Origin of the sequence: Nonomuraea sp. NPDC050540 (assembly GCF_044457485.1) — a bacterium.
Taxonomy (GTDB): domain Bacteria; phylum Actinomycetota; class Actinomycetes; order Streptosporangiales; family Streptosporangiaceae; genus Nonomuraea.
In genome coordinates, this window is record NZ_JBITHA010000006.1 from 416,514 (window position 1) to 441,077 (window position 24,564).

The 24,564-nt window shown below is 72.0% G+C and carries 23 protein-coding genes; 10 read left to right on the top strand and 13 right to left on the bottom strand.

Annotated features, from left to right (window positions below):
* Window positions 1-14 precede the first annotated feature (14 nt).
* Genes ACIBI5_RS23115 through ACIBI5_RS23130 form a run of 4 tightly spaced genes read left to right on the top strand, consistent with a single transcriptional unit; the run spans window position 15 to window position 4,432 of the window.
* Window positions 15-1,292: an ABC transporter substrate-binding protein gene (locus ACIBI5_RS23115; protein WP_397249902.1), complete on the top strand. Its 1,278-nt coding sequence runs from the start codon at window positions 15-17 to the stop codon at window positions 1,290-1,292.
* Window positions 1,289-2,167, top strand: a complete 879-nt coding sequence (locus ACIBI5_RS23120) for a carbohydrate ABC transporter permease (RefSeq protein WP_397249904.1) — start codon at window positions 1,289-1,291, stop codon at window positions 2,165-2,167. The genes ACIBI5_RS23115 and ACIBI5_RS23120 overlap by 4 nt, the downstream gene beginning before the upstream one ends.
* On the top strand, window positions 2,168-2,995 hold the full coding sequence (locus ACIBI5_RS23125) for a carbohydrate ABC transporter permease (protein WP_397249906.1): 828 nt from the start codon (window positions 2,168-2,170) through the stop codon (window positions 2,993-2,995). It abuts the gene before it with no gap.
* A 15-nt stretch (window positions 2,996-3,010) separates the two neighbouring features.
* Complete coding sequence (locus ACIBI5_RS23130) at window positions 3,011-4,432, top strand: RNB domain-containing ribonuclease (RefSeq protein ID WP_397249908.1); 1,422 nt, start codon at window positions 3,011-3,013, stop codon at window positions 4,430-4,432.
* Window positions 4,433-4,550: 118 nt separating this feature from the next.
* Here ACIBI5_RS23130 and ACIBI5_RS23135 read toward each other — a convergent pair whose 3' ends face one another.
* Window positions 4,551-5,420, bottom strand: coding sequence for a LysR family transcriptional regulator (locus ACIBI5_RS23135; RefSeq protein WP_397249910.1), 870 nt, complete (start codon window positions 5,418-5,420; stop codon window positions 4,551-4,553).
* A gap of 70 nt (window positions 5,421-5,490) precedes the next feature.
* Between ACIBI5_RS23135 and ACIBI5_RS23140 the strand changes: the two genes are divergently transcribed.
* Complete coding sequence (locus ACIBI5_RS23140; protein WP_397249912.1) at window positions 5,491-6,189, top strand: hypothetical protein; 699 nt, start codon at window positions 5,491-5,493, stop codon at window positions 6,187-6,189.
* Here ACIBI5_RS23140 and ACIBI5_RS23145 read toward each other — a convergent pair.
* From ACIBI5_RS23145 to ACIBI5_RS23170, 6 genes are all read right to left on the bottom strand, one after another.
* Entirely contained in the window at window positions 6,179-7,042 is an 864-nt protein-coding gene (locus ACIBI5_RS23145; RefSeq protein WP_397249914.1) for an aminoglycoside phosphotransferase family protein, read from the bottom strand. The genes ACIBI5_RS23140 and ACIBI5_RS23145 overlap by 11 nt on opposite strands.
* A gap of 101 nt (window positions 7,043-7,143) precedes the next feature.
* Window positions 7,144-7,314, bottom strand: a complete 171-nt coding sequence (locus ACIBI5_RS23150) for a hypothetical protein (protein WP_184968326.1) — start codon at window positions 7,312-7,314, stop codon at window positions 7,144-7,146.
* A gap of 183 nt (window positions 7,315-7,497) precedes the next feature.
* Window positions 7,498-9,066, bottom strand: coding sequence for a hypothetical protein (locus ACIBI5_RS23155; protein ID WP_397249916.1), 1,569 nt, complete (start codon window positions 9,064-9,066; stop codon window positions 7,498-7,500).
* Between the two features lie 15 nt (window positions 9,067-9,081).
* A complete protein-coding gene (locus tag ACIBI5_RS23160) occupies window positions 9,082-10,713 on the bottom strand; it encodes an acyl-CoA dehydrogenase family protein (protein ID WP_397249918.1) in 1,632 nt (543 codons plus the stop codon).
* A gap of 28 nt (window positions 10,714-10,741) precedes the next feature.
* Window positions 10,742-11,017 carry an acyl carrier protein gene (locus ACIBI5_RS23165; protein WP_379623571.1) on the bottom strand — a complete coding sequence of 92 codons (276 nt, stop codon included), beginning with the start codon at window positions 11,015-11,017 and terminating at the stop codon, window positions 10,742-10,744.
* Between the two features lie 121 nt (window positions 11,018-11,138).
* Window positions 11,139-13,700, bottom strand: a complete 2,562-nt coding sequence (locus tag ACIBI5_RS23170; protein ID WP_397249920.1) for a glycosyl hydrolase family 18 protein — start codon at window positions 13,698-13,700, stop codon at window positions 11,139-11,141.
* 154 nt (window positions 13,701-13,854) lie between these two features.
* On the opposite strand from ACIBI5_RS23170, the gene ACIBI5_RS23175 reads away from it, so the two are divergent.
* From ACIBI5_RS23175 to ACIBI5_RS23185, 3 genes are all read left to right on the top strand, one after another.
* Complete coding sequence (locus ACIBI5_RS23175; protein WP_397249922.1) at window positions 13,855-14,025, top strand: hypothetical protein; 171 nt, start codon at window positions 13,855-13,857, stop codon at window positions 14,023-14,025.
* Between the two features lie 24 nt (window positions 14,026-14,049).
* Entirely contained in the window at window positions 14,050-14,994 is a 945-nt protein-coding gene (locus tag ACIBI5_RS23180) for a glycoside hydrolase family 75 protein (RefSeq protein WP_397249924.1), read from the top strand.
* A 226-nt stretch (window positions 14,995-15,220) separates the two neighbouring features.
* Window positions 15,221-16,087 (top strand): lytic polysaccharide monooxygenase, encoded by an 867-nt coding sequence (locus ACIBI5_RS23185; protein ID WP_397249926.1) that lies wholly within the window; start codon window positions 15,221-15,223, stop codon window positions 16,085-16,087.
* Window positions 16,088-16,130: 43 nt separating this feature from the next.
* Here ACIBI5_RS23185 and ACIBI5_RS23190 read toward each other — a convergent pair whose 3' ends face one another.
* Complete coding sequence (locus tag ACIBI5_RS23190; protein WP_397108062.1) at window positions 16,131-18,854, bottom strand: DEAD/DEAH box helicase; 2,724 nt, start codon at window positions 18,852-18,854, stop codon at window positions 16,131-16,133.
* 69 nt (window positions 18,855-18,923) lie between these two features.
* On the opposite strand from ACIBI5_RS23190, the gene ACIBI5_RS23195 reads away from it, so the two are divergent.
* Window positions 18,924-19,862, top strand: coding sequence for a BtrH N-terminal domain-containing protein (locus ACIBI5_RS23195; protein ID WP_397249928.1), 939 nt, complete (start codon window positions 18,924-18,926; stop codon window positions 19,860-19,862).
* 20 nt (window positions 19,863-19,882) lie between these two features.
* Here the strand turns inward: ACIBI5_RS23195 and ACIBI5_RS23200 are convergent, their stop codons facing one another.
* A complete protein-coding gene (locus tag ACIBI5_RS23200; protein WP_397249930.1) occupies window positions 19,883-20,773 on the bottom strand; it encodes a diacylglycerol kinase in 891 nt (296 codons plus the stop codon).
* Window positions 20,774-20,903: 130 nt separating this feature from the next.
* Here ACIBI5_RS23200 and ACIBI5_RS23205 point away from each other — a divergent pair, with 130 nt between their 5' ends.
* Complete coding sequence (locus ACIBI5_RS23205) at window positions 20,904-22,082, top strand: cytochrome P450 (protein WP_397249932.1); 1,179 nt, start codon at window positions 20,904-20,906, stop codon at window positions 22,080-22,082.
* Between the two features lie 9 nt (window positions 22,083-22,091).
* Here the strand turns inward: ACIBI5_RS23205 and tatC are convergent, their stop codons facing one another.
* The 4 genes from tatC to ACIBI5_RS23225 form a co-directional block, all read right to left on the bottom strand.
* Entirely contained in the window at window positions 22,092-22,994 is a 903-nt protein-coding gene (gene tatC, locus ACIBI5_RS23210; protein ID WP_397249934.1) for a twin-arginine translocase subunit TatC, read from the bottom strand.
* 27 nt (window positions 22,995-23,021) lie between these two features.
* Entirely contained in the window at window positions 23,022-23,345 is a 324-nt protein-coding gene (gene tatA, locus ACIBI5_RS23215; RefSeq protein ID WP_379623553.1) for a Sec-independent protein translocase subunit TatA, read from the bottom strand.
* Between the two features lie 68 nt (window positions 23,346-23,413).
* Complete coding sequence (locus tag ACIBI5_RS23220; RefSeq protein ID WP_397249936.1) at window positions 23,414-23,602, bottom strand: hypothetical protein; 189 nt, start codon at window positions 23,600-23,602, stop codon at window positions 23,414-23,416.
* The gene (locus tag ACIBI5_RS23225) at window positions 23,599-24,564 is read right to left on the bottom strand and encodes a helix-turn-helix transcriptional regulator (RefSeq protein ID WP_397249938.1); all 966 of its coding nucleotides are present in this window, start codon (window positions 24,562-24,564) and stop codon (window positions 23,599-23,601) included. Before ACIBI5_RS23225 ends, ACIBI5_RS23220 begins: the two co-directional genes overlap by 4 nt.

Here is a 24,564-nt window from a genome sequence, read left to right on the forward strand (position 1 = left end):
CAGGAGAGTGCACCATGCGCTTCCCCTTAACAGCGCTGACCACGGCGACGGTCCTGATGCTCGCGGGCTGCGGGCTCGGTTCCGCCGAGCCCCCCGCGAACGGCCCCGCGGCGAGCGCGAGCAGCGCGATCACGGGGAAGGTCTCGCTGCAGACCTGGTCGTTGAAGCCGAAGTTCACCGACTACGTCCAGGGTGTCATCGATTCCTTCGAGAAGAAGTATCCCGGTACCGAGGTGGAATGGCTGGACCAGCCCGGCGAAGGATACGCCGACAAGGTGCTCAGCCAGGCCGCGAGCGGCACGCTGCCCGACGTGACGAACCTTCCGCCGGACTTCGCGCTGCCGCTGGCCCGCCAGGGCATGCTGGCCGACATCGGCAGGTCCGACACCGCCGCCCTGGCCGACTACGTCGAGGGCGGCCTGGCCGCCTACCGCTTCGCCGGGCTCGACGGCGTCTACGGCTACCCGTGGTACCTCAACACCGACGTCAACTACTGGAACGCCGAGCTGATGAAGAAGCACGGCCTCGACCCGGCCAAGCCGCCGGCGAGCCTGGACGAGCTCATCGAGCAGGCCCGCATCCTCAGGGACAAGTCCGGCGGCAAGGTGTACCTGATGAGCCGCAAGCCGGAGCTGGGCGACCTGACCAACGCCGGCGTGAAGGTCATGAGCGACGACGGCAAGAGCTTCACCTTCAACACCCCCGAGGCCGTGGCGGTGCTCGACCGCTACCGGGAGGCGTTCAAGGAGGGCCTGCTGCCCAAGGACGTGCTGACCGACGACTACGCCGGCAACGCCAAGCTGTTCACCGAGGGCAAGGTGGCCTGGACGACGGCCGGCGGCAACTTCATCTCCTCCCTGGCCGTGGACAACCCGTCGATGGCGCCCAAGGTGGCCTCCAGCAAGGCGTTCGGCACCCCGCCCCTGTACGTGCAGGGCGTGTCGGTCTCGGCCAAGAGCAAGAACCCGGCCGCGGCGACGGCGCTGGCCCGCTGGGTGACCAGCCCGGACAACCAGGCGGCCTTCGCGCACCTGACCTCCATCTTCCCGAGCACCAAGGCCTCGGCCGGCGACCCGTTCTTCAGCAAGAGCGACGGCACCAACGGCGGCGACGCCAAGGTGACGGCGTTCGCGTCGCTGCCCGAGGCGAAGATGCTGCAGCCGGTCGAGGTGGGCGAGGCCATCTCCAAGGTCGTCAAGCAGCAGTTCTCGCTGGCGATCAGCGGGGGCACCACCTCCAAGCAGGCCCTGGACACCGCCGTGGCCAAGGCCGACGAGCTGCTCCAGCAGTGATCAGGACCTTCCAGGGCCGGTTCACCCCGTGGTTGTTCGCCGCGCCCGGCCTGGTGTGGCTGGTGGTGTTCAACCTGTGGCCGGCGTTCAACACGGTGGTGCTGGCCTTCACCAACGCCAAGCCGCTGGGCGGCGGCCACTTCACCGGGCTGGCCAACCTCGGCCGGGCGCTGAACGACGACCAGCTCGCCACCGCCCTGCTCAACAGCGTGATCTACATGCTGGTCTGTCTGCCGGTGCTGACGCTGACGCCGTTGCTGCTGGCCGTGCTGGTGGAGAAGAAACTGCCCGGGATCACGTTCTTCCGCACCACCTTCTACACGCCGGTGGTGGCCTCCGCGGTGGTGGTGGCGCTGATCTGGGAGTGGCTGCTGGAGGACCGCGGGCTGGTCAACGGCTTCGCGCAGTGGCTCGGGGTGATCGCCGAGCCGCTGCCGTTCCTGACCGACCGGTGGCTGCTGCTGCTCAGCGCGATCAGCCTGACGATCTGGAAGGGCATGGGCTACTACATGGTCATCTACCTGTCGGCGCTGGGAAACGTGCGGCGCGAGTTGCACGAGGCCGCGGCGGTCGACGGGGCGGGGGCGGTACGCCGCTTCTGGTCGATCACGGTGCCGGGCGTGCGCAACACGATGCTGCTGGTGTCGGTGCTGATCTCGGTCTCGGCGCTGCGGGTCTTCTCCGAGCTCTACGTGCTCTCGAACGGCACCGGCGGCCCCGGCGGCCAGGACATGTCGGTCGTGATGCTCATCCAGATGTACTCCCGCGGCTTCACCGGCCATCTGGGGTACGCCTCGATGCTCAGCCTCGTGCTGTTCGTGGTCACGGTCGGCCCGATGCTCGTGCTGCTGCGGCTCAACAGGAAGGGGGCGTAGATGCGCGGCTTCACCGGGGAGAACGTGCTGCGCTACGCGCTGCTCCTGCTGGTGCTCGTGCTGACCGTGGGCCCGTTCGCGTGGATGCTGTCCACCTCGCTCAAGGGCAGCGGGGAGGACATCTTCACCGAGATCCCGGCCTTCCTGCCGCAGCAGCCCACGCTGAACAACTACGCGCGGGTCGCCGACAGCATCCCCGTGTGGTCCTACATCGCCAACTCGCTGATCGTGGCCGCCATGGCCGTGACCGGCAACGCCGTCGGCGCCACGCTGGCCGGGTACGCGCTGGCCAGGCTGCGCTTCCGCGGCGTGAAGCTGCTGCTGGGGCTCACGCTGGGCACGCTCATCCTGCCGGGCGAGGTGACGATCATCTCCCAGTACGTCACCGTGCGCGGCATGGGCCTGGCCGACACCCTGCTCGGCGTGGCGCTGCCCGGCGCGATCGCGATGCTCAACGTGCTGCTCATGCGGACCGCGTTCGCCGCGATCCCGGACGAGATGGACGAGGCGGCGATCATCGACGGCGCCGACGCGTGGCAGCGCTTCGTCCGCATCGGGCTGCCGAACGTCAAGGGCATGCTCAGCGTGGTGGTGATCTTCTCGTTCATCGGCGCCTGGGACGACTTCCTGTGGCCGCTGATCGTCCTGACCAATCCGGAGAAGTACACGCTGACGGTCGGCCTGCAGTACCTCAGCGGCGCCTTCAGCTCCGACCCCCGGCTCATCGCGGCCGGAACCATGATCGCGTTTCTGCCGATCGCGGTCGTCTTCGGCGTGGCGCAGCGCTTCTTCTTCCGCGGTGTCGAGGAGGGCGCCATCAAGGGGTGAGGGTAGGTTTGCCCTGTGACGACCAAGATTCGCGTGAACGGCGAGGTCCCGGCCCGGCTGGACGAGGGGTTCGAGCGGATCAGGCGGGAGCTGAAGCTGCCGGAGGCGTTCGCGCCGGCCGCGCTCCGGGAGGCCGAGCAGGCCGCGGACGCGGACCACGGTGAGCGCAAGGACCTCACGGACCTGCCGTTCGTCACCATCGACCCGCCCGGGTCGATGGACCTCGACCAGGCCGTCCACCTGGAGCGCCGGCGCGACGGTTTCCGCGTGTGGTACGCGATCGCCGACGTCGCCTCCTTCGTACGGCCCGGCGGCGCGCTCGACACCGAGGCCCACGCCAGGGGCGAGACCGTCTACCTGCCCGACGGCAAAGTCCCGCTGCATCCGCCGGTGCTGTCGGAGGGAGCCGCCAGCCTGCTGCCCGGCACCACCCGCCCGGCCGCGGTGTGGCAGATCGACCTCGACGCCGAGGGCCGCATGGTCGGCGCCGACGTCCAGCGGGCCCTGGTCCGCAGCCGCGAGCGCCTCGACTACGCCTACGTGCAGGCCGCCGCCGACACCGGCACCGCCGACGGCACCCTCGCGCTCCTGGAGGAGATCGGCCGGCTGCGCCTGGAACTGGAGCGCGAGCGCGGCGGCGTCACGCTGCCGACGCCCGAGCAGGAGGTCGTCGCCACCGGTGACGGCTACCGCCTGGAGTTCCGCATCCCGCTGCCCGCCGAGGCGTGGAACGCCCAGATCTCCCTGCTGACCGGCATGGCGGCCGCCACCATGATGCTGGACGCCGAGGTCGGCGTGCTCCGGGTGCTGCCGCCGCCGCGGCCCGCCGACCTGGCCAAGGTGCGCCGGGTGGCGCGGGCGCTGGACGTTCCCTGGCCCGACGGCGCCTCCTACGGCTCGGTCGTGCACGGCCTCGACCCCAAGAATCCGCAGCAGGCGGCGTTCCTGCAGGAGTCGAAGGTGCTGCTGCGCGGGTCCGGCTACGTGGCCTTCGACGGCGAGCCGCCCGCGCTGGCCGAGCACTCCGCGGTGGCGGCGCCGTACGCGCACGTGACCGCGCCGCTGCGGCGCCTGGTGGACCGCTACGCCACCGAGGTGTGCCTGGCGGTGGCGGCGGGCGAGCCGATCCCCGACGCGATACGCGCGGCGCTGCCCGAACTGCCCGAGGTCATGGCGGCGACCGGGCGGCGCGCGGGCGGCGTGGAACGGGCCTGCGTGGATCTGGTGGAGGCCTTCCTGCTGCGCGAGCGCATCGGCCAGGACTTCCCCGCGGTCGTGATCGACGTGGACGAACGCGGCACCGGCGGCCAGGTCCAGCTCGTGGAGCCCGCCGTGATCGCCCGCTGCGACGGCGCCCTGCCGCTGGGCGAGCGCGTCACGGTACGGCTCGCCAAGGCCGACCCGGCGACCCGCGAAATCCGCTTTACCCTCCCCTGAGGCGCTGCCCCCACGCACTTTGACGAGGCCACGCGTCTCGATCTCCGGCCGAGGTTCTCCGTGTGGTAGCCCTTCAGCGGCCTGGCCCGCACCCTGTGGAGTCCGGCGGCTCGGGGTGTCAGGCGGGCGCGGGAGAGGGCGTCAAGGCGTCGCGTACCTCGGCGGCGGGGCCCGGGGGCAGCCAGGCGTGCAGCAGCTCGACCCGGTGCACCAGCCGCGGCCCCAGCAGCGGCACCCCCTCCCCCACTGACGCGGGCAGCAACGTGAGCCCGTGCCCGGCCCTGACCAGGTTGAGCACCGTGTGCACGTCGTCGCCGGTGTAGGCCAGGCCCTGCCTGAAGCCGTCGCCGAGCAGGTCGCGCAGCCGTTCCAGCGGGCACAGCGAGGTCTGGAGCCAGACCGCGTCCACCAGGTCGTCCAGCCGCAGCCCCGCGCGCCCGGCCAGCGGGTGCCCGCCGGGCAGCGCGACGACCAGGTCCTCCTCGGCCACGCCGAGCGCGCTCATCGGCCCGGCGTCGGGCAGCCGCAGCGGGTCGCTGGGCGCGGTGATGCCGTCGGCCAGTCCCAGTTCGGCGCGGCCGGCGGCGACCTCGACGGCCACGCCGTCCCGGCTCGCGGTCCTCAGCTCGACGTGCAGGCGGGGCTGGGCGGCGCGGGCGCGCGCCAGCCGTGCCGCGATGCCGGGCGTGACGGCCAGCGGCGTGGCGGCCACCGTGAGCTGGTGGGCGGGCGCGGCGGCGGTACGCCGCACGTCGGCGCGGGCGGCGTCGATGCGCAGCAGCAGCGGCCCGGCGTGCTCCAGCAGCCGCGCGCCCGCCTCGGTCAGCTCGACCGGGCGCCGGCGCAGCAGCGGCAGTCCCAGGTCGGCCTCCAGCGCGGCGATCTGCTGGGAGACGGCGGACTGGGTGTAGCCGAGCTCCTCGGCGGCGGCCGAGAACGACCCCAGGCCGGCCACGCGGACGAGTGTGCGGAGCAGGCGCGAGTCCATCAGCAATTCTTATCAGAACACCAGGAACTGTCGTTGGCCTTATCCCCACGGGCCGGGCAGGCTGATGGCCATGAGAATCGCCCTGGTCGCCGACCGTTCGCCCAGCGTGCGGGCCCACGCCCGCGTACCCCGGATCCTCGAGTCCCTGCGCGAGCGCGACGGCCTCGCCCTCGACGCCTACTGGATCCCCACGCCCGAGGCCGTGTCCGGCCTGGAGGGCTTCGACGGCATCTGGGTGCTGCCCGGCAGCCCCTACGCCAGCGAGGAGGGCGCGGTCAACGCCGTCCGCACGGCCCGTGAACACGGCATACCCTTCCTCGGCACGTGCGGCGGCTTCCAGCACGCGCTGCTGGAGTTCGCGCGCGGCGTGTGCGGCCTGGACGTCGCGCACGCCGAGAACGACCCGGACGGCCGGCGGTTCCTGCTGACGCCGCTGCGGTGCTCGCTGGCCGGGCACGAGAGCCTGGTCCTGCTGACGCCCGGCTCGCTGGCCGAGCGGGTGATCGGCGCGCCTTCTGCCCTGGCCGCGTACAACTGCTCCTACGGGCTGGACCCCGGGCACGAGGCGCTGCTGAGCGCGGGCGGGCTCGCCTTCACCGGCCGGGCCGAGGACGGGTCGGTGCGGGTGGCGGAGATCCCCGGCCACCCGTTCTTCCTGGGCACGTTGTTCCAGCCGGAGCTGTCGGGCGAGGGGTCCCGGCCGCATCCGGTCATCTCGGCCTTCGCCGCGGCGGTCGCCGTCCGGGCGGCGGCCGCGCTCAGCCGGTGAGGGCCTGGGTGATCTGGCGGGTGGTCTGCTCGGCGACCCGGGGGTTGACCGCGGCGTAGGCGTCGTAGGCGTTCAGGCCGGTGGTGAGCGCCCAGCCCCGTCCCCTCAGCCAGGTGGCCTCGTCCACGTCCAGGGCCGCGCGGAAGGCGGTGCGGCCGGCGGGCGACATCAGGGTGTAGGCGATCGTCAGGTCGCAGGCCGGGTCGCCGGCGCCGAGACCGCCGAAGTCGATGACCGCGCTGAGCCGGCCGCCGACGGTCAGCAGGTTGCCGGTGTGGAAGTCGCCGTGGAACCACACCGGATCGCGTCCCCACTCCGGCGCCGCCAGCGCCTCCTCCCACAGCGCGGTCATGGCCGCGCCGTCGAAGGCGCCGTCCGCCCGCGCGATCGCCGCGCGGGTCGAGCGGTCGCGGGCGGCCAGCGACTCTGCCGACAGTTCGCTCTCGGGGACGGCGGCGAAGCCCTGGAGCGCCAGCAGGAACGCGGCCAGTTCCGCCGCGGCCTCGCCGGAGTCGGCCAGCGCCTCCACCGTGGCGACCTCGCCCTCCAGCCAGCGCGCAACCCCCCACGGCCAGGGGTAGCCGAAGTCCGGCCGGCCCACCGCGACCGGCACCGGGATGGCCAGCGGCAGGTGGGGGGCGAGGCGGGGCAGCCACTCCAGTTCCTTGGCCGCCTGCTCGATGGCGCCGGTGTGGCGCGGCAGCCGTACGGCGAGTTCCTCGCCCAGCCGGTAGATCATGTGGTCGGAGCCGCCCGGGTCCACGAGGGCGAGCGGAAGCCCGGCCCACTGCGGGAACTGGCTGTCCACCAGCCGTCTGGCCAGCGCGGCGTCGATGTGGGGTCTGAGCGGCAAAGAGCCCTCCTGGCGATCACGGGATGCTGCCCGTGATTCTCGCCGCAAACCGGGCGAGCCGCACACCGGGACGTGTGCGGCTCGCCGTGGGAGGGCCGGGGTCACTTCTTCATGGGGCTCCAGCCGGCGCCTACGCCCATGAGGTGCAGGGCGACGCAGAGCAGGCCGGCGGTGCCGAGCGTGGCGACGGTGATCACGCCGCCGACGGCCACGTTGGCGATCTCGAAGATCAGGGCGAGGAGGAACAGCAGGGCGGCGACGAGGGCGAACATCTCAACCTCCTGGCAAGGAGCCGGACACCGCGTGGGGAGCGGGCCTCAGCGGATGCGTCCGAGGGGCTGACGGGCTTCGACATGGGGATGTCCGCCGAGATCGCCAAGGAAACTGGCCCGGAGGTGACGATGGGTGAACCATTGACGACAGCATCTTGACCGGGCGGTCAGTTTGCGGCGTGGTCAGGCGAGCTCGACGTCGTGGTCGGAGAAGAGCCGCCGCTGCTCGGCGGCCTTGCGCAGCCGTACCAGCGCGACTCTGCGCACGCCGCCGTCCTCGGGCTGCTCCTGACCCAGGAGTACGGCCAGCCGCCGCAGGCACAGCAGCAGCCAGCCCCCGCACATGTGGTAGCCGTCCCTGCCCCGCGCCCGCAGCCACGCGGCGGCGCAGGCGGCGGCGGCCTCGGCGTGCGCGCAGCCGGAGCGGCGGGCGCGGAAGAAGCCGAGCAGTTCGAGCAGCCGGGGCGCGTGCGGCCCCGGCAGCCCGTCCTCGCCGATCACGCGGGCCGCGGCGGCCAGGCCGTTCTCGCGGGGCGGCGGCGCGGCGGGCGGCGGGCCGAGCCAGGACAGTTCCGGCGGCACCGGCACGAACGGGTCGGGCGGCAGGTCGTCCCCGGGCACCGCGGGAGGCAGCTGGTCGTCGGCCAGCGCGCCCGCCACGGCGCTGTCGCGGCGCATCTTCTCCACGATGCCGGCGCTGTACCCCGGCCCGCCGAGCGCGCCCGCCAGCGTCTCGACGGCGTCGCCCGCCATCCGCGCCGCCAGGCCGGCGAGGCGGGCGCTGGCCGCGGCGAAGGCATGCGGGTCCTCACGCGCGGTCCGGCACAGCTCGTGGCAGACCGCCTCCCCGATCAGCAGATCGGCATAGGCGTCGGTGAGCCGCCGCGCGAGCACCGCCGCACCCGCCTCGGCCCGGCCCGGCCCGGCGGACTCCGCCGCGTCCCTGCCCGGCTCCTCGGCGTACGGCAGCGCCGCCCGCAGGCACGTGTCGAGCGCCCCGAGCGCCAGCCCCGCCACCAGCAGCCGCGCCACCGGCAACGTGCGCCCGGCCGTGGCCAGGCCCTGCCCGAGCCCGCCGACCACCTGCGCGTCCCCGGCGGGCACCCCGGCCAGCGTCAGCCGGCTGAGCGCGCCGCCGCGCAGGCCGTGCGCCTCGTGCGCGGGCTGGAACCACCAGTGCTCGCCGTCCCCGCGCAGCAGCAGAAAGGTCGTGGGCCCGTCACCCGTACGGGCCAGCACCGTCGTCCCGGCGGCGTGGCTGCCGTTGTCGATCAGCGACGTACGCCCGTCCAGCCGCCACGCGTGCCGGTCGCCGAAGGCGGCGATCTCGCGGGCGAGGATGTCCGCGCCCTGCTCGGCCTCGCCGACCGGCAGCCCCATCAGCTCGTGCTCGCGCAGCAGCCCGGCCACGGCCCTGCGCTGCGACTGGCTGCCGTCGCGCCAGACGGGCAGCGCCGACAGGAAGCTGGCCGCGATCGTCGTGGCGGCGGTGAGGTCGCGCCTGGCCAGCACCCTGAACAGGGCGAAGGCCTCCTCCAGCGAGGTGAGCCTGCCGCCGGAGACCGCCGGGATCAGGTACTCGGCCAGTCCCCACGCCAGCGCCGACCCGCACAGGTGCCGGGGGAAGCGGGCGTCGCGGTCGGCGCGGACGGCGGCGTGGAAGGAGGCGGGGTTGCGCTCGTCCATGGGGTCGGCCAGCGCCCGGTCGAGCTGGGCGGCGACCGCCAGCGCGCGGGTGATCGCCTCGTCCATGCGCTCTCCTCCCCGTCAGGCCGGCCGCGACAGCGACAGCGCGGACCGGCCGGCGTACTCCATGGCCAGCTCCAGGAACAGGCTCTCGACGTTCTCGCCGGGCAGCGGCGTGCCGGGGCGCAGCACGGCGGTGAGCGCGGGGGCCAGCCAGTGCAGCCGCTCTCCGGCCAGGTGCCGCCTGGCCAGGCAGAGCGCGGCGAAGACCCGGGCGTAGCGCTCCCCCGCTCGCTGGCCCTGCTCGGTGCCGGGATCGGCGGGCTCGCGGGCGCCGGCGCGCAGGCGGGCGCCTTCGGCCCGCAGCAGCGCCGCCGCTCCGGCCAGGGCGGGCTCGTGGGTGCGCAGCGCCGTACACACCTCGTCGAGTCCTGCCGTGACGGGGTCGTCTCCGCTCGCGACGGCGAGCGCGCGCAGCCCCAAGGGGTACGGCGGCGCCACGCACCCGGGCAGGAAGGCCGGATCGGCGCGGCGCGGGTCGGCCCCGGGCCCGTCCAGGCAGGACAGCTGGGCGGCGAGCGCGCCGAGCATGTCGTGGGCGGCGCCGTAGAGCAGGACGAACAGCCGCGCGTCGCGCAGCAGCTTGTCGAAGATGCCCGACCAGTGGTCCTGGCGCAGCAGGTAGCGGGGGCCGAGGACGCCGGCCAGCCGGCGCAGCCGCTGCTCGGCCAGGTGCGGGACCAGGTACTTGGCGACGGCGGAGGAGACGGGCGCGAGTGCGGGCAGGCGCTGCAGGAGGCGGGCGCAGGTGCTCGCGACGGTCTCGGCGACGCGCAGGTCGAGGTAGGCGGTGGCCAGTTCGGCGCGTACGGGCGGCAGGTCGGCGGCGCGGCCGCCGTGCACCCGCTGGTGGCGCAGGAAGTCGAAGGCGCAGCGCAGGCCGGTGTCGAGGGCGCCGAGGCCGAAGGCGGGCAGGACGGTCCTGATCGCGGCCAGTGAGCGGGCGGCCAGGCCGGCGCCGCCGCCGGGACGGCCGAGCACCGCCGAGGCGGGCACGAACGCGCCGTGGAAGCGGATCCCGGCCACGTCGGCGCCGCGTACGCCGTGCGTGGACACGCGGGGCAGCAGCTCGTACCCGGCGGTGGGCAGTTGCTCCAGGTCGGTGAGCAGGAGGGTGTGGGCGCCGGTCTCGGGCTCGCGGGCCTGCAGGCAGGCGAAGCGGGCCATGCGCACGTCGCTGACCATGGTCGCGGTGCCTTCGAGGCGGTAGCCGCCGTCGGCGCGGCAGGCGGTGAGCGTGTCCGTGCCGCCCTCGTGCGGCCGGTGCGATTCCGGCTCCCGCAGGGACAGCGCCGACCACTGGCCGCGCAGGGCGGCGTCGGCGTAGGCGCGCTGCTGGGCGGGGGTGCCGGCCTGCCAGACGGGGACGCCGGCCATCCAGGGCGAGGTGGCGATCAGGGCGGCGGTGGGGTCGCGCCTGGCCACGACGCGGGCCAGCGCGAGCAGTTCCTCCAGCGAGGTGAGCCGGCCGCCGAGCGCGGCGGGCACCAGGAACGCCGGGTAGCCCCAGCCGCGCAGGCGGTCCAGGGAGGCGTGCGGACGGCGTTCCGCGCGGTCACCGGCCATGGCGGCGGCGTAGGTGAGCGGGCCGTTCGGCAGGTGGGGGTCGCCGAGGGTGTGCTCAAGGGCCTCGGCGGACGGGAAGGTGTTCAATGCCGCTCTCCTGACCCGCTCGGTGTTCTCAGGCGGCCTGCTCCTGCTCGCGCAGGCACAGCCGGTGGACCTCGTCGGCCAGTTCGCTCAGCGTGGCGGTGCGGAAGAGCACCTCGTTGTCGAGCTCGATGCCGAAGGCGCGCTCGATGCGGCCGCCGATGCGCAGCAGCTTGATCGATTCGACGAGGCTGAGGTCGGTGATGCGTGAGCCGGGCATGATGCCGCCCTCCTCGACCTGGAGGACGCGGGCCACGATGCCCTTCATCGTGTTGCACACGGCCTGCTGGGTGAGCTGGTCGCCCATTTCGGGTACACCTCCGCCTTCTTTTTCGCCTATACAGGCAGTAAAGCCAGGCGGGCGGGGTGGTCCAACCCCTGCCGTGCCGGGGCGACCCCTATCCAGAGGGGGTCGCCCCGGAGCGGGCTTACCTGAGGCCGGCGTCGAGGGCGGTGGTCAGGGCGCCGGTGTCACCGGACATCTCCCAGATCATCGCGCCCAGCAGGCCCTTGCTCTTGATCCACGCGGTCTTCTTGCCGATCGACCAGGTGTCGTCGAAGCTCCACCACTGGCCGCCTGGACCGGTGTAGCAGTAGGTGGCGACGGCGGCCTCGTCGTGCTTGACCGCGCAACCGGGCACGCCGGCGATGAGGTTGCTGTAGCCGCGGGTGCCTGCCTCCTCGGCGAACTGGCCGGGGGCGGCGCCGTTGGCCGACTGCCACTCGCCGGCCTTGCCGCCCTCGGCGACCTCCTTCCAGCCGCGGCCGTAGTAGGCCAGGCCGATGGTCAGCTTGCGCGGGCTGACTCCGGCGTCGAGATAGACGTTGACCGCCTTCTCCACGCTGAAGTCGGGGTTGTAGGGGCTGTCGGCGTCCAGGTAGAGGTTGCCCTGGTGGCCGGTGCGGAAGGGCTCCCACGAGTTGTCGCTGCCGGCGCCGTGGAAGTCGTAGCCCTGGATGTTGAAGATGTCGAGGTTGGGGGCGATGTTGGGCAGGTCCCAGCCGGCCGCGATCTTGGCCGGGTCGGCGGGGGTGAACGCGGTCAGCTGGTAGCGCTTGCCCGTCGTGGTGGTCAGGGCGTCCAGCTGGCGGCGGAACTCGGCGATGAGCAGCGTGTTGTTGGCCTTGTCGCTGGGGCTGACGTGGTTGCCGGCGTGTCCTTCGGCGCCGGGCCACTCCCAGTCGAGGTCGATGCCGTCGAAGACGCCCGCCGCCGCGCCGGGGCCGCCCGCGGCGTTGACCACCGGCAGGTTGCCCTTGATGTAGATGTCGATGCAGGAGGAGACGAACTTCTTGCGGGCGGCGTCGGTGGCGGCCACGTCGGAGAAGTACTTGGAGTAGGTCCAGCCGCCGAGCGAGATGAGCACCTTCAGGTGCGGGTGCTTGACCTTGAGCTTCTTGATCTGGTTGAAGTTGCCGCGCAGCTTCTCCCAGCCGGTGTCGGCCACGCCGTCCACGGACTGGCCGGCGCTGAAGGGCCTGCCGTAGTCGGCCTCGGCGTCACCGGCGCCGTCGCCCTGGTTGGGGTCCTGCGGGTTGGGCGTGGTGCCCCTGGTGACACCCTGCAGGCAGGTCAGGTTGACCGGGTCGATGTTGGCGAAGGCGTAGTTGATGTGGGTGAGCTTGGCGGCGGCGCCGGTGGTGTCCAGGTTGCGGACGAAGTACTGGCGGCCGTAGATGCCCCACTGCACGAAGTAGCCGACGCGGGCGTAACCGGTCTCGACGATGTCGAGCGTGGTCACGGCGACGGGGGCGGTGGCGGCCGAGAGGTTGTCGTACAGGTCCCGGGCGCGCACGGTGAAGTTGTAGGCGGTGGACGGCGACAGCCCGGTGACCGTCGCGGTCGTGCCGGTGACGGTGGCGGCCAGCGTCGAGCCGGCGTAGACGTCGTAGTTGGCCACGCCGGTGTTGTCGGTGGCGGCGTTCCAGGCGAGCGTCACGCTGGCGGAGGTACGCGCGGTGCTGCGCAGGTTGCCGGGCACCGTCGGCGCCTGGGTGTCGTCGGCGGGGTTGTTGGTCGTGACCGTGACCGGGGCGCTGGCCGCCGAGAGCGTGCCCTTGCGGTCCTTGGTCTTGACGGTGAAGGTGTAGGACGTGTTCGGGGTCAGCCCGGTGACGGTGGCCTCGGTACCGGTGACGCTGGTGGCCAGGGCGCTGCCGTTGTAGACCTCGTACCCGACGATCGGCAGGCTGCCGGGGGTGGCCGCGTTCCAGGCGAGGGAGACGGTCTTGGTGGTCTTCACCGGCGAGCGCGGGTTGCCGGGCGCGCCGGGCGGGGCGTCGGCGGAGCCGTCGCAGTTGACGTCGTTGACACGGCAGCTGGTGGGCTCGGCGTTGGCGCTGCTGACCGTGAACGCCGGGCTGTAGGGCTCGGTCGTGCGTCCGGCCGCGATGGTGGTGTTGTAGTGAGCGGGCGAGAGCGTCACCGTGCGCCCGCTCTGGCTGATGGAGCCGTGCTGGGCGTTGCTCGCGGTGACGCCGGCGGGCAGGTCGAAGACGACGCTCCAGCCGTTGAGCGCGGCCGTGCCGTTGTTGGCCACGACGATCTTGGCGGAGGTGCCGTTGACGTCATAGGTGGCGGTGACGGGCGCGGGGGCGGGTGGCTCGGGTCCGGTTCCGTCGCAGTTCGCGCCGTTGACCTTGCAACTGGTCGGCTGTACGGCCGAGCTGAGCGTGACCTTGGGGCTGAACGGCTCGGTGCTCTTGCCCGGCTGGAGATTGTCGATGTAGTAGGCCGGGGTGAGCGTCACCTTGGTGCCGTTCTGGCGGATGGTGGCGTTCTGGGGATTGCTCGCGGTGACGCCCGAGGGTAACTCGAACACGATCGACCAGCCCGTGACGGCGCTCGTGCCGGGGTTGCTGACCACGAACGTGCCGGTCGTCCCCGACAGGCTGAACGCGGCCAGCAGCCGGCCGGCGGCGTTGGCGGGCAGGGTCGACAGAGCGAGAACCACGAGGACGGCGATCAGGGGGGTGAGTGATCGGCGCACGTGCCAGGCCTTTCTTTAAAGAAAGTTTCCTAAGAATTACGCGGATCGTAAGCCCGCTGGGACGGCCATGCAAGGGAATGACTGGCAATCCTCACCAGAACGGATCAACATGGTCGTTAGGAAGCTTTCCTAATAAATTCGGAAGGAGCATGGCATGGGCCGCTTATCGGTGCTTTCCTTATGCGTCCTGCTGCTGTCCCTGATCGCGGTCCTGCCCGCCCAGGCCGCCACCACCCGCTACGAGGCCGAGAACGCCACCAGCGTCCGGGGCGTGGCCGAGGCCAACCACCCGGGCTTCTCCGGCACCGGATTCCGTCAACAGTGACAACGCGGCGGGGCCGTACACGGAATGGACCGTGCGCGCGCCCGCGGCGGCGGCCCGAACGTCGACCGGATCACCGTCAGCGGAGCGGGCGGCCCCGACGGCCAGGCGCCCACCGCGCCCACCGGTCCGCGCGTGACCGGCACCTCGGCCACCAGCATCTCGCTGGCCTGGACCGAGTCGAGCGACAACGTCGGCGTCACCGGCTACCGCGTCTACGAGGGCACGGCCGTCGTGGCCACCTCGCCGACGCCGGCCGCCACCGTCGGCGGCCTGGCCACCGGCTCCACCCACACCTACACCGTCACCGCGCTCGACGCCGCCGGCAACGAGTCGGCCGCCGGCGCGCCGGTGACCGGCCGTGCCGACACCGGGACCGGCGGGCCCACCGCCGAGCAGTTGCTGTCCAAGGTCACCACCTGCCAGCAGATCTCCAACGGCCGCTACAAGACCGACGCCGACGTCGCCACGGGCACCATCGCGGTCTGCGCCAAGACCGGCGCGGTCCACTGGACGGGCGACATGGACATCGACTGCGACGGGGTGCGCACCGCGCAGTGCAACGAGGACACCGACTGCTGCTTCCAGCCCCAGACCTTCTGCCCGGCCAGTGGCGGTGGCTACCTCAACGCGGCGCGCCTGCCGTACATGGTGGTTCCAGGTCCCAGCGGCACCTGGGACTACCGCACCAGGGGCATCGGCTGCGGCACCGTGGTCGCGATCGTCTACAACGGCCAGGTGGAGTACACGGTGATGGGCGACACCGGCCCGGCGGCGATCATCGGCGAGGCCTCGTACGCGGCCGCGGCGAACCTGGGCATCAACCCCGACCCCAAGAACGGCGGCACCGACGGCCCGGTGACCTCCATCGTCTTCACCGGCACCGGGACCAAGGTCCAGACCATCGACGACCACGACCAGGCGATCACGCTGGGCAGGCAGCTCGCCCAGCGGTTCGTGCAGAGCGACTAGGGAAGAACCCGGCCCCCGCGGCTGCGCACGCACGGGGGCCGGGGGCCTGATGCTCGAATTTACAGGAAAGTTTCCTGCAAATTCGGGAGCGTAGGGTTTCGTCATTCATCCGTCAATCCCTTGCGTCAAACCGTCCCTTCGGCGATAGTTGAACTCTTAGGAAAGTTTCCTAAAAGATACATCGGCTGCTGCGCGCTCCTCACCCCCCGTTCTCCAGGAGAGACAGTTGCGAACCCGAAACAAGGTGGCCCTCGCGACCACCGCCAGCCTGCCCCTGGCCCTGCTGGCCTCCGTCCTCACCAGCACTCCGGCCCTCGCCCACGGCACCATGTCCAACCCGCCCAGCCGCGTCTACACCTGCAAGAACGAAGGCCCCGAGACGCCCAAGTCCGACGCCTGCAAGGCGGCCGTCGCCGCCGGCGGGACCCAGGCCTACTACGACTGGAACGAGGTCTCCCTGCTGGAGGCCGGCGGGCGCCACCGGCAGATCATCCCGGACGGCAAGCTCTGCAGCGCGGGCCGTGACAAGTACCGGGGCCTGGACCTGCAGCGCGCCGACTGGCCCGCCACGCAGTTCAGCGCCGGGCCGCGCACCATCACCTACCACGCCTCCGCGCCGCACTCGAACAGCAACTTCGAGTTCTACATCACCCGCGAAGGCTGGAATCCGACGCAGCCGCTGCGCTGGTCGGACCTGGTGCACATCAAGACGTTCAACAACTTCAACCCCACGACGTTCACGAACTGGACGATCGACATCCCGCAGCGCACCGGCCGGCACATCCTGTACTCGATCTGGCAGCGGGTCGTAGGCAGCAACGAGGCCTTCTACACCTGCTCCGACGTGCAGTTCGGCGGCTCGAACCCGACGCCGACGCCGACCCCGACCCCCACGCCGACCCCGACGCCAACCCCCACGCCCACGCCGACCCCCACTCCCACGCAGCCTGGCGGTACGTGGGCCTCGGGCACCGCCTACCGCCCCGGCGACCGGGCCACCTACAACGGCGTCACCTACCAGTGCCTGCAGGCGCACACCGCGCTGCCCGGCTGGGAGCCGCCGAACGTCGCCGCCCTCTGGCAGCGCGTCTGACCGCACCCGGGCGCGCTCCCGTGCGGAGCGCGCCCTGACCGGCTCAGGTCAGTGACGAGTAGGCCACCACGCCGCGGCGCATCGCGTCCATCGCCTTGCCCGCGGTCGCCTTGACCTTGCTGTCCTTCGGCGCCGCCGCGCCGAGCTGGCTGAGCAGGTCCATGAGCTGCTTGATCCACCGGACGAAGTCGCCCGCGGCCAGCTCGCCGCCGTTGACGCCGTCGGCCAGCACGGCGTCCAGGCTGTGCCCCTTGGTCCAGCGGAAGGCCGCCCAGGCGAAGCCCAGGTCGGGCTCGCGGATCGTCTGCAGGGCGTGGTCGTTCTCGATCGCCTCCAGCTCGCCCCACAGCCGCACCATCTTGGTCAGCGCGTCCTGGGCGCGCCCCGCCGGGATCTTGGGACGGCGGGCGTCATCGGCCTGGCGCGACTCGAAGACCAGCGCGGACACGCACGCCGCCAGCTCGGCCGGGTCGAGCTCCTCCCACAGCCCCTGGCGCAGGCACTCGGCCGTCAGCAGGTCGAGCTCGGTGTAGAGGCGGCCCAGACGGCGGCCCTCGTCGGTGACGCTCTCGTCCTCCAGGTAGCCGAGCTGCTCCAGCACCGCGCAGATGCGGTCGAAGGTGCGCGAGATGACGTGGGAGCGCCCCTCGACCCTGCGGCGCAGGCCCTCGGTCTCGCGCAGCAGCTTGTAGTAGCGCTCGGCCCAGCGCGCGTGGTCCTCGCGCTCGTCGCACCCGTGACACGGGTGCTGGCGGATACGGCGCCGCAGCTCGTTGATCTCCTCGTCCTCCACCGCGTGGTCGCGGGCGCGCTGCGGCTTGCCCAGATCGCGGTCACCGATCTTGGCCAGCAGCGTGGAGACGAGGTTGGCGCGCTCCTTGGGCGCGCGCGGGTTGAAGTTCTTGGGGATGCGCAGCTTCTCGATCGGCTCGACCGGCACCGGGAAGTCGGCCGGGTCGAGCTTCTTGACCTGCTTGCCGATCGTCAGCACCAGCGGGCTCGGGCCGTGGCCGCGCGGGTTGCGCCCCGGGTCGAGCACGATCGCCAGCCCCGCCCGGCGCCCGCCGGGCACCCGGATGACGTCACCGGGCTGCAGGGCCTCCAGCGACTTGACCGCCGCCGCCCGCCGCGCGGCGCCGCGCTCCTTGGACAGCTCCGCCTCGCGGTCGGACAACCGGCGGCGCAGCGCCGCGTACTCGGGGAAGTCGCCCAGGTGGCAGGTCATGGCCTCCTGGTAGCCGTCGAGCGCCTCCTCCTGCTTGCGCAGCTGCTTGGCCAGCCCGACCACGGCCCGGTCGGCCTGGAACTGGGCGAAGGAGGCCTCCAGCAGCGTCTTGGTGCGCTCCCTGCCGAACTGGCCGACGAGGTTGACGGCCATGTTGTAGGAGGGCTGGAAGCTCGAGCGCAGCGGGTACGTGCGGGTGCCCGCCAGCCCCGCCACGGCCAGCGGGTCCATGCCCGGCTGCCACAGCACGACGGCGTGGCCCTCGACGTCGATGCCGCGCCTTCCCGCCCGGCCGGTCAGCTGCGTGTACTCCCCCGGCGTGAGGTCGGCGTGCGTCTCGCCGTTCCACTTGTCGAGCTTCTCGATGACCACGCTGCGGGCGGGCATGTTGATGCCCAGCGCCAGCGTCTCGGTGGCGAAGACCGCCTTGACCAGGCCACGCGTGAACAGCTCCTCGACGACCTCCTTGAAGGCCGGCAGCATGCCCGCGTGGTGGGCGGCCAGGCCGCGCTCCAGGCAGTCGCGCCACTCCAGGTAGCCGAGGACGGCGAGGTCCTCGTCGGGCAGGTGGGCGGTGCGCTCGTCGACGATCTGGCGGATCTCGTGCTGCTCGCGCTCGGTCGTCAGCCGGATCCCGGCGTACAGGCACTGCATGACCGCGGCGTCGCAGCCGGCCCGGGAGAAGATGAAGCTGATCGAGGGCAGCAGGCCCTCGCTGTCGAGCTTCTCGATGACCTGGGCGCGGTCCGGCGGCCGGGAGCGCTGCGGACGGCCGTAGCCACGCCTGCCCTTGCCCTGGGTGAGGCGCTCGGCGTCGCGCGTGACCCGCATGAGCGTGGGGTTGATGCGCGGGGTGAGCTCGTCGGTGATGAACAGGTCGTAGATCCTGTTGCCGATCATCATGTGCTGCCACAGCGGCACCGGGCGGTGCTCGTCGACGATCACCGTGGTGTCGCCGCGCACCTCGCCCATCCACTCGCCGAACTCCTCGGCGTTGGAGACCGTCGCCGACAGCGCCACCAGCCTGACCGACTCGGGCAGGTGGATGATGACCTCTTCCCACACCGCGCCGCGGAAGCGGTCGGCCAGGTAGTGCACCTCGTCCATGACGACGAAGCCGAGGCCGGACAGCGTGGACGAGCCCGCGTACAGCATGTTGCGCAGGACCTCGGTGGTCATGACCACGATCGGGGCCTCGCCGTTGACGCTGTTGTCGCCGGTGAGCAGGCCGACCTTGGCGGTGCCGTACCTCTTGACCAGGTCGTTGTACTTCTGGTTGGACAGCGCCTTGATCGGGGTGGTGTAGAAACACTTCATGCCCATTTCCAGGGCGATGTGCACGGCGAACTCGCCGACGACCGTCTTGCCCGATCCGGTGGGGGCGGCCACCAGGACCCCGTCGCCGGCCTCCAGCGCCCGGCAGGCGTCGAGCTGGAACTCGTCGAGCTCGAAGTCGTACAGTCCACGGAACGACCTGAGGGCCGTACCGTCGTCCCCGAATTTCTCGCGGAAGGCCGCGTAGCGCTCCGCTGGCGTCGTCATACCGATCAGCCTACCGAAACCGCCTTTCCGGTCAGGCCAGGTAGCCGCGCGGCCGGGGTGGACTCTCCCATGGCCGGAGAGCCCATGCTGGTCCGCATGATGCTCCACGACATTTCCCCGTACGGCACCGCCCACTGCGAGACCAGCGCCCTGGGCGTGCTGCTGCGCCACCAGGGCGCGGACCTGTCCGAGCCCATGCTCTTCGGCCTGGGCTCCGGGCTCGGCTTCATCTACTGGCAGGGCTTCGTCGGCGGCCGGATCAAGCCCATGGAGCTGACCCAGAACCTGGCCCGGCGGCTCGGCCTCGACCTGGTGGTGCGCGAGACCGGCTCGGCCCGCAAGGGCTGGGAGAACGTGCGGGCGGCGCTGGAGTCCGGGCTGCCGGTGGGTCTGCAGCTCGACAGCTACCACCTGGAGTACTTCAGCGCCAAGGTGCGCTTCGGAGGCCACGTGGTGGCCATGTACGGCTACGACGACGAACGCGCGTACCTGGTGGACACCGGCCAGCAGGGCGGCGCGGTGACCACCAGCCTGGAGAGCCTGGCGGCGGCGCGGGCCGAGCGGGGGCCGATGACCGCCCGCCACCTGTCCTTCACCCTCACCGGCCGGCCCGGCGACCTCGCCCCCGTGATCGGCCCGGCCGTCCGCGCCAACGCGGCCGAGTTCCTGGCCGCGCCCATCGCCAACTTCGGCCACCGCGGGATCGCCAAGACGGCCGATCTGGTGGAGCGGCTGCCGCCGGAGACCGGCATGCTGATGGAGCGCGCGGGCACCGGGGGCGCGTTGTTCCGCAACCTGTACCGGGACTTCCTGGCCGAGTGCCTGACGATCGCCGACGACCCGGCGCTGCGGCGGGCGCACACGATGTACGCCGAGATCGCGCCGAGGTGGAGCGCGGTGGCGGAGCTGCTGACCGACGGCAAGGCGCAGGACGCGGCGGCGATCCTGCGGGAGCTGTCGGAACGGGAGAGGGCCGCCATGGAGACGCTCGCCACCGTGGCGATCTGACGGCGCCTTTACAAAGTAGATCAGGTGAGGATGTGGAGGGCGCCGGGCTCGATCCGGCAGGTGACCGGGGCCGGGCCGACGCGCTCGCCGTCGGCGTAGGCGACCACGTCCGGCGCCTCAAGCGTGACCGTGCGGACCCGGTGGATCGAGACCGCCGGATGCCGCACGTGCGTGCCCCGGTACACGCTGGGGAACACCCGCAGGAACTCCCCCTTCGACACCGCCCGCAGCACCATCACGTCCAGCAGCCCGTCGTCGGGCCGCGCGTCCGGGCAGACCCGCATGCCCGCGCCGTAGGAGCTGGTGTTGGCCACCGACACCAGCATCGCCTCCCGCTCGATCACCTCGCCGCCGTCCAGCGTCACCCGGAACGGGATCGGCCGGAACGTACGCAGCTCCTCCACCAGCGCCACCAGGTACTTCGCCATGCCCGGCGGCCACGTCCGCCGGTTGGCCCGCTCGTTCACCCGGGAGTCGAACCCGCAGCACACCACCCCGGCGAACCACTCCCCCACGCCGTCGCCGGCATCGATCCAGGCGGCGTCGGCCCGCCGGGGACGCATGCGCAGCACCACGTCGGCGGCGGCCAGCGGGTCCTTGCGCGGCAGGCCGAAGGCGGCGGCGATGTCGTTGCCCGTGCCCGCGGGGATGATGCCCAGCGGCACGCCGGTCCCCGCCACGGCCTGGACCGCCAGGTGCACCAGCCCGTCACCGCCGAAGGCGACCAGGGCGTCGGGGCGTTCGGCGGCGGCCGTACAGGCTCGGGCGAGGGCGTCGGCGGCGTCGTCGCCGACGATCACCGACACGTCGGCGCCCCCGTCACGCAGACGGCGCACCACCGGCTCCAACAGGCGCACGGTACGGCCGCCGCGCGCGGCCGGATTCACGAGGAGGGCGAGTTGCACGGACACGCCCGGAACCTACCGGGGATTCGGGAAGGACACCAGATCAACCTGCCTCCGGGCTTGAGGCTGCGCCACGCCTGACCTGCGCGAAACGGCCGGAAGTCTCCGGGCCGCGTTCAACGACAGGCTGGAGGACATGGCGAACACCCCTGCTTTCCCCATGCCCCGCGACGCCCGCTGCCCCTTCGACCCGCCGCCGGGCCTGACGCTGCACGGCCCGGTCGCCCGCGTACGCCTCTGGGACGGCGGCACGGCCTGGATGGTCACCCGGCACGCCGACGCCCGGGCGCTGCTGGCCGACCCGCGCGTCAGCGTCGACGTCGCCGAGCCCGGCTTCCCGCACACCAACGCCGTCAGCAAGGCCCGCGACGCCCGCATGAAGACCCTGATGCAGATGGACGCGCCCGAGCACGTCACCCACCGGCGGCTGCTGACCACCGACTTCACCGTCAGGAGGATGGAGGCGCTGCGGCCCAGGATCCAGGAGATCGTGGACGGGCTCATCGACGCCCTGCTCGACGGCCCGAAGCCCGCCGACCTGTTCGAGGCGTTCGCGATGCCGGTGCCCTCGCTGGTGATCTGCGAGCTGCTGGGCGTGCCGTACGCCGAACGCGGCTTCTTCCAGCGTGTGGCCGGCGAACTCGTCATGGACGAGGGCGACCCCGCGCGCGCCCTGGCGGCCAGCGAGGAGCTCCACGCCTACCTGGAACGCCTGGTGGACCGCAGACGGGCCGAACCGGGCGAGGACGTGCTCAGCCGGCTGGCCGTCGAAGGCGTGCTGAGCCGCGCCGAGATCGCGACGACGGGCCAGCTGCTGCTGGTGGCGGGGCACGACACGACCGCGAACATGATCGCCCTCGGCACCGCCGCACTGCTGGCGAACCCCGCACAGCTGGCCGCGGTGCGCGACGGTTCCGTCGCGCCGGCCGTCGCGGTCGAGGAGCTGCTGCGCTACCTGTCGGTCACGCACACCGAGGCGCGCCGCGTCGCCCGCGAGGACATCGTGGTCGGCGGGCAGCTGATCCGCAGGGGCGAGGGGATCATCGTGGTGAAGAGCACCGCCAACCGGGACCCGTCGGCCTTTCCCGAGCCGGACGCCCTCGACGTGGGCAGGGACAGCAGCCACCACATCGCGTTCGGCTTCGGGCCGCACCAGTGCCTGGGGCAGCCGCTGGCCCGCGTGGAGCTGCAGGTCGTGTTCGGCACGTTGTTCCGCCGCGTGCCCACGCTGGCGCCGGCCGTACCTCTGGAGCGGCTCGAGTTCAAGGAGCAGGCGGTCTTCTACGGCGTGCGCGCGCTGCCGGTCACCTGGTGAAGGCCGTGATCACCGCGGGTCGGGGCCGGTCTCCATGTCGGTGTTGTCCGCCGTGACGTCCGCGGGGGTGTCCAGCGGCGAGGCCTCGTCGTCGTCCAGGCCGGAGTAGTCCTCCGTCGCGGGCAGGCGCCGCTCGCGCAGGAACATCACGAACTCGGCCAGCGCGAACAGGATCAGCATCGGCACGGTCAGGGCGAGCATGGTGAAGACGTCGCCGCCGGGCGTGATGATCGCGCTGAAGACGAAGAGCAGGAAGACGATCAGGCGGCGGTGCTTGGCCAGCGTCGCCCGGGGCAGCACCCCGATGATGTTCAGGAAGACCATGAGCAGCGGCACCTCGAAGGAGACGCCGAACACCAGCAGCATGATCACCCAGTAGCTGAGGTACTCGTTCATCTCGATGAACGGCAGCGCGCTCTCGGGCATGAACGACAACAGGAAGCCGAGGCCGGTGTCCATCACGAGGTAGGCGAAGGCGGCGCCCACGAGGAACAGCGGGACGGCGATCGCCAGGAACGTGACGGTGTACTTCTTCTCGTTGCGGTAGAGGGCCGGCGTCACGAACCGCCAAACCTGGTACAGCCACACCGGAGAGGCGGCCACCAGACCGAAGAGCGCGGCGACCTGCAGGTTGACGAAGAAGGACTCGAAGACGCCGCGCACGGCGAACGTGCACTCGGGCCGCAGCTGCTGGGAGATCTTCAGCGAGCAGTACGGCTCGGCCATGAACTTCCAGATCGGATCGAAGAAGATCAACCCGACGATGGTGGTCACGGCCAGGGCGAGGACGGAGATGACGATGCGGTTGCGCAGCTCACGGAGGTGATCCATGAGCGGCATGCGGCCCTCGGAGTCCTGAGGTGCCTCGGAGCCCTCGGAGCTCTCGGAGCTCGTCCGTTTGAGCAGCGCCATGTGCGGTCCTCGTCCGTGTGTTGGGGGTCAGGCCTGCTTGTCGGCTTGGGCGTTGGCACGCAGCCGGGCGGCCTCCTCCTCAAGGCGGCGGGCCTGCTCCTCCGGCGTCAGCGGGGGCACGGCCGGCGGGATCTGCTGCGGGCTGACGGGCGCGGCCGGCTGCTGCACGGTCTGCCCCTGTACCACCGTGGTCTTGGAGTCGTCGTCGTCTTCCTTGCGCAGGTCGCTGGTCTCAGCCTTGAAGATGCGCAGGGACCGGCCCACACCGCGGGCGAGGTCAGGGAGCTTCTTGCCGCCGAACAGCAGGAGAAGCACCACGATGATGACGATCCACTCAGGTCCGAAGGACATGGAAAACTTCCTTTAGTGCGAGCGAGAGGCTTTCTCAGCCACGATCGTACGCTGCTCGGGGCCCAGACTCATCCCTCCACGGCCTTGTTCATCCCGATTTGACCCCGCAGGCGTTCCTCGGCGGGCGAAATCCGGGCCTCGGCAAGGGTGAGTTCCCTGCTCAGCTCGCGTGCCGCGGACAGGACCCGCACCCCCGCGGCCACCAGCACGGCGATGCCCGCGACCCCGAGCCCGATCGCCACGAAGATCCACGTCATGACCGGTGAGCGTACAGGGCCAGGGCGCGCTCGGCCTCCTCGCGCACCCGCTCGGCCATCGCCTCGGGGGCGGCCACGCGGCCGGTGTCGCCCAGCCGCAGCGCCAGCTTGAGCACCCAGTCCTCGTCACGGGCACGCAGCGCGATGCGCAGCCGGCCCTCGCCCAGCTCGGTGACGCCCTCGACCGGGTAGTACTCCGCCACCCACCGCCCGGCCGCGCTGACCTCCAGCTCGACCAGCTCGTCGGTCGGCGAGGGCCGGAAGACGCCCTGGGTGACGTCGATCGGCTCGGCGTCGGCGGGCGGGTCGGCGGGCACGTCCAGCACGTCGACGCCCACGACGCGGTCGAGGCGGAACAACCGCATCGCCTCGGCGCGGTAGCACCAGCCCTCCATGTAGGTGCGGCCGTCGACGACCATGACCCGGGTGGGGTCGACCTCGCGCGGGGTCACCTCGTCGCGGCCCGGCACGTAGTAGCGCAGCGACAGCCGGCGCTTCCTGTTGAGCGCGTCGCGCACCCGGGGCAGCGCGTCCGGGGCGGCGTCGACGTCCACGGCGACCTGGCTGCTGACGGCGGCGGCGCCCTCGCCGGCGGCTCGCTCCAGCTTGGCCACCACGCGCGGCAGCGCGTCGCCGGGCACCTCGGCGAACTCCGGCATCGCGCCGAGCATCCGCAGCGCCACCAGCAGGGCGCTGGCCTCGTCGATGCCCAGGCGCAACGGCCTGGCGATGGTGTCGGCGTTGTCGATGACGATCTCGCCGCCGTCCCAGGAGACGTCGATGAGGTCGCCCGGGGTGTGGCCGGGCAGGCCGCACATCCACACCAGCTGCAGGTCGTCGATGAGCTGCTTCTCGCTGAGGCCGAACACCTCGGCCACCTCGCCGACCTGCGCACCCGGGTGCGACATCAGGTACGGCACGAGCGACAGCAACCTCGGCAGCCGATCCGCGCTTCCGCTCAC

Coding starts and splice junctions, on each gene's coding strand:
- ACIBI5_RS23115 (WP_397249902.1), top strand. CDS start 15: ATGCGCTTCCCCTTAACAGCGCTGACCACGGCGACGGTCCTGATGCTC.
- ACIBI5_RS23125 (WP_397249906.1), top strand. CDS start 2,168: ATGCGCGGCTTCACCGGGGAGAACGTGCTGCGCTACGCGCTGCTCCTG.
- ACIBI5_RS23135 (WP_397249910.1), bottom strand. CDS start 5,420: ATGGACTCGCGCCTGCTCCGCACACTCGTCCGCGTGGCCGGCCTGGGG.
- ACIBI5_RS23140 (WP_397249912.1), top strand. CDS start 5,491: ATGAGAATCGCCCTGGTCGCCGACCGTTCGCCCAGCGTGCGGGCCCAC.
- ACIBI5_RS23150 (WP_184968326.1), bottom strand. CDS start 7,314: ATGTTCGCCCTCGTCGCCGCCCTGCTGTTCCTCCTCGCCCTGATCTTC.
- ACIBI5_RS23155 (WP_397249916.1), bottom strand. CDS start 9,066: ATGGACGAGGCGATCACCCGCGCGCTGGCGGTCGCCGCCCAGCTCGAC.
- ACIBI5_RS23165 (WP_379623571.1), bottom strand. CDS start 11,017: ATGGGCGACCAGCTCACCCAGCAGGCCGTGTGCAACACGATGAAGGGC.
- ACIBI5_RS23175 (WP_397249922.1), top strand. CDS start 13,855: ATGGGCCGCTTATCGGTGCTTTCCTTATGCGTCCTGCTGCTGTCCCTG.
- ACIBI5_RS23180 (WP_397249924.1), top strand. CDS start 14,050: ATGGACCGTGCGCGCGCCCGCGGCGGCGGCCCGAACGTCGACCGGATC.
- ACIBI5_RS23190 (WP_397108062.1), bottom strand. CDS start 18,854: ATGACGACGCCAGCGGAGCGCTACGCGGCCTTCCGCGAGAAATTCGGG.
- ACIBI5_RS23195 (WP_397249928.1), top strand. CDS start 18,924: ATGGCCGGAGAGCCCATGCTGGTCCGCATGATGCTCCACGACATTTCC.
- ACIBI5_RS23205 (WP_397249932.1), top strand. CDS start 20,904: ATGGCGAACACCCCTGCTTTCCCCATGCCCCGCGACGCCCGCTGCCCC.
- tatC (WP_397249934.1), bottom strand. CDS start 22,994: ATGGCGCTGCTCAAACGGACGAGCTCCGAGAGCTCCGAGGGCTCCGAG.
- tatA (WP_379623553.1), bottom strand. CDS start 23,345: ATGTCCTTCGGACCTGAGTGGATCGTCATCATCGTGGTGCTTCTCCTG.
- ACIBI5_RS23220 (WP_397249936.1), bottom strand. CDS start 23,602: ATGACGTGGATCTTCGTGGCGATCGGGCTCGGGGTCGCGGGCATCGCC.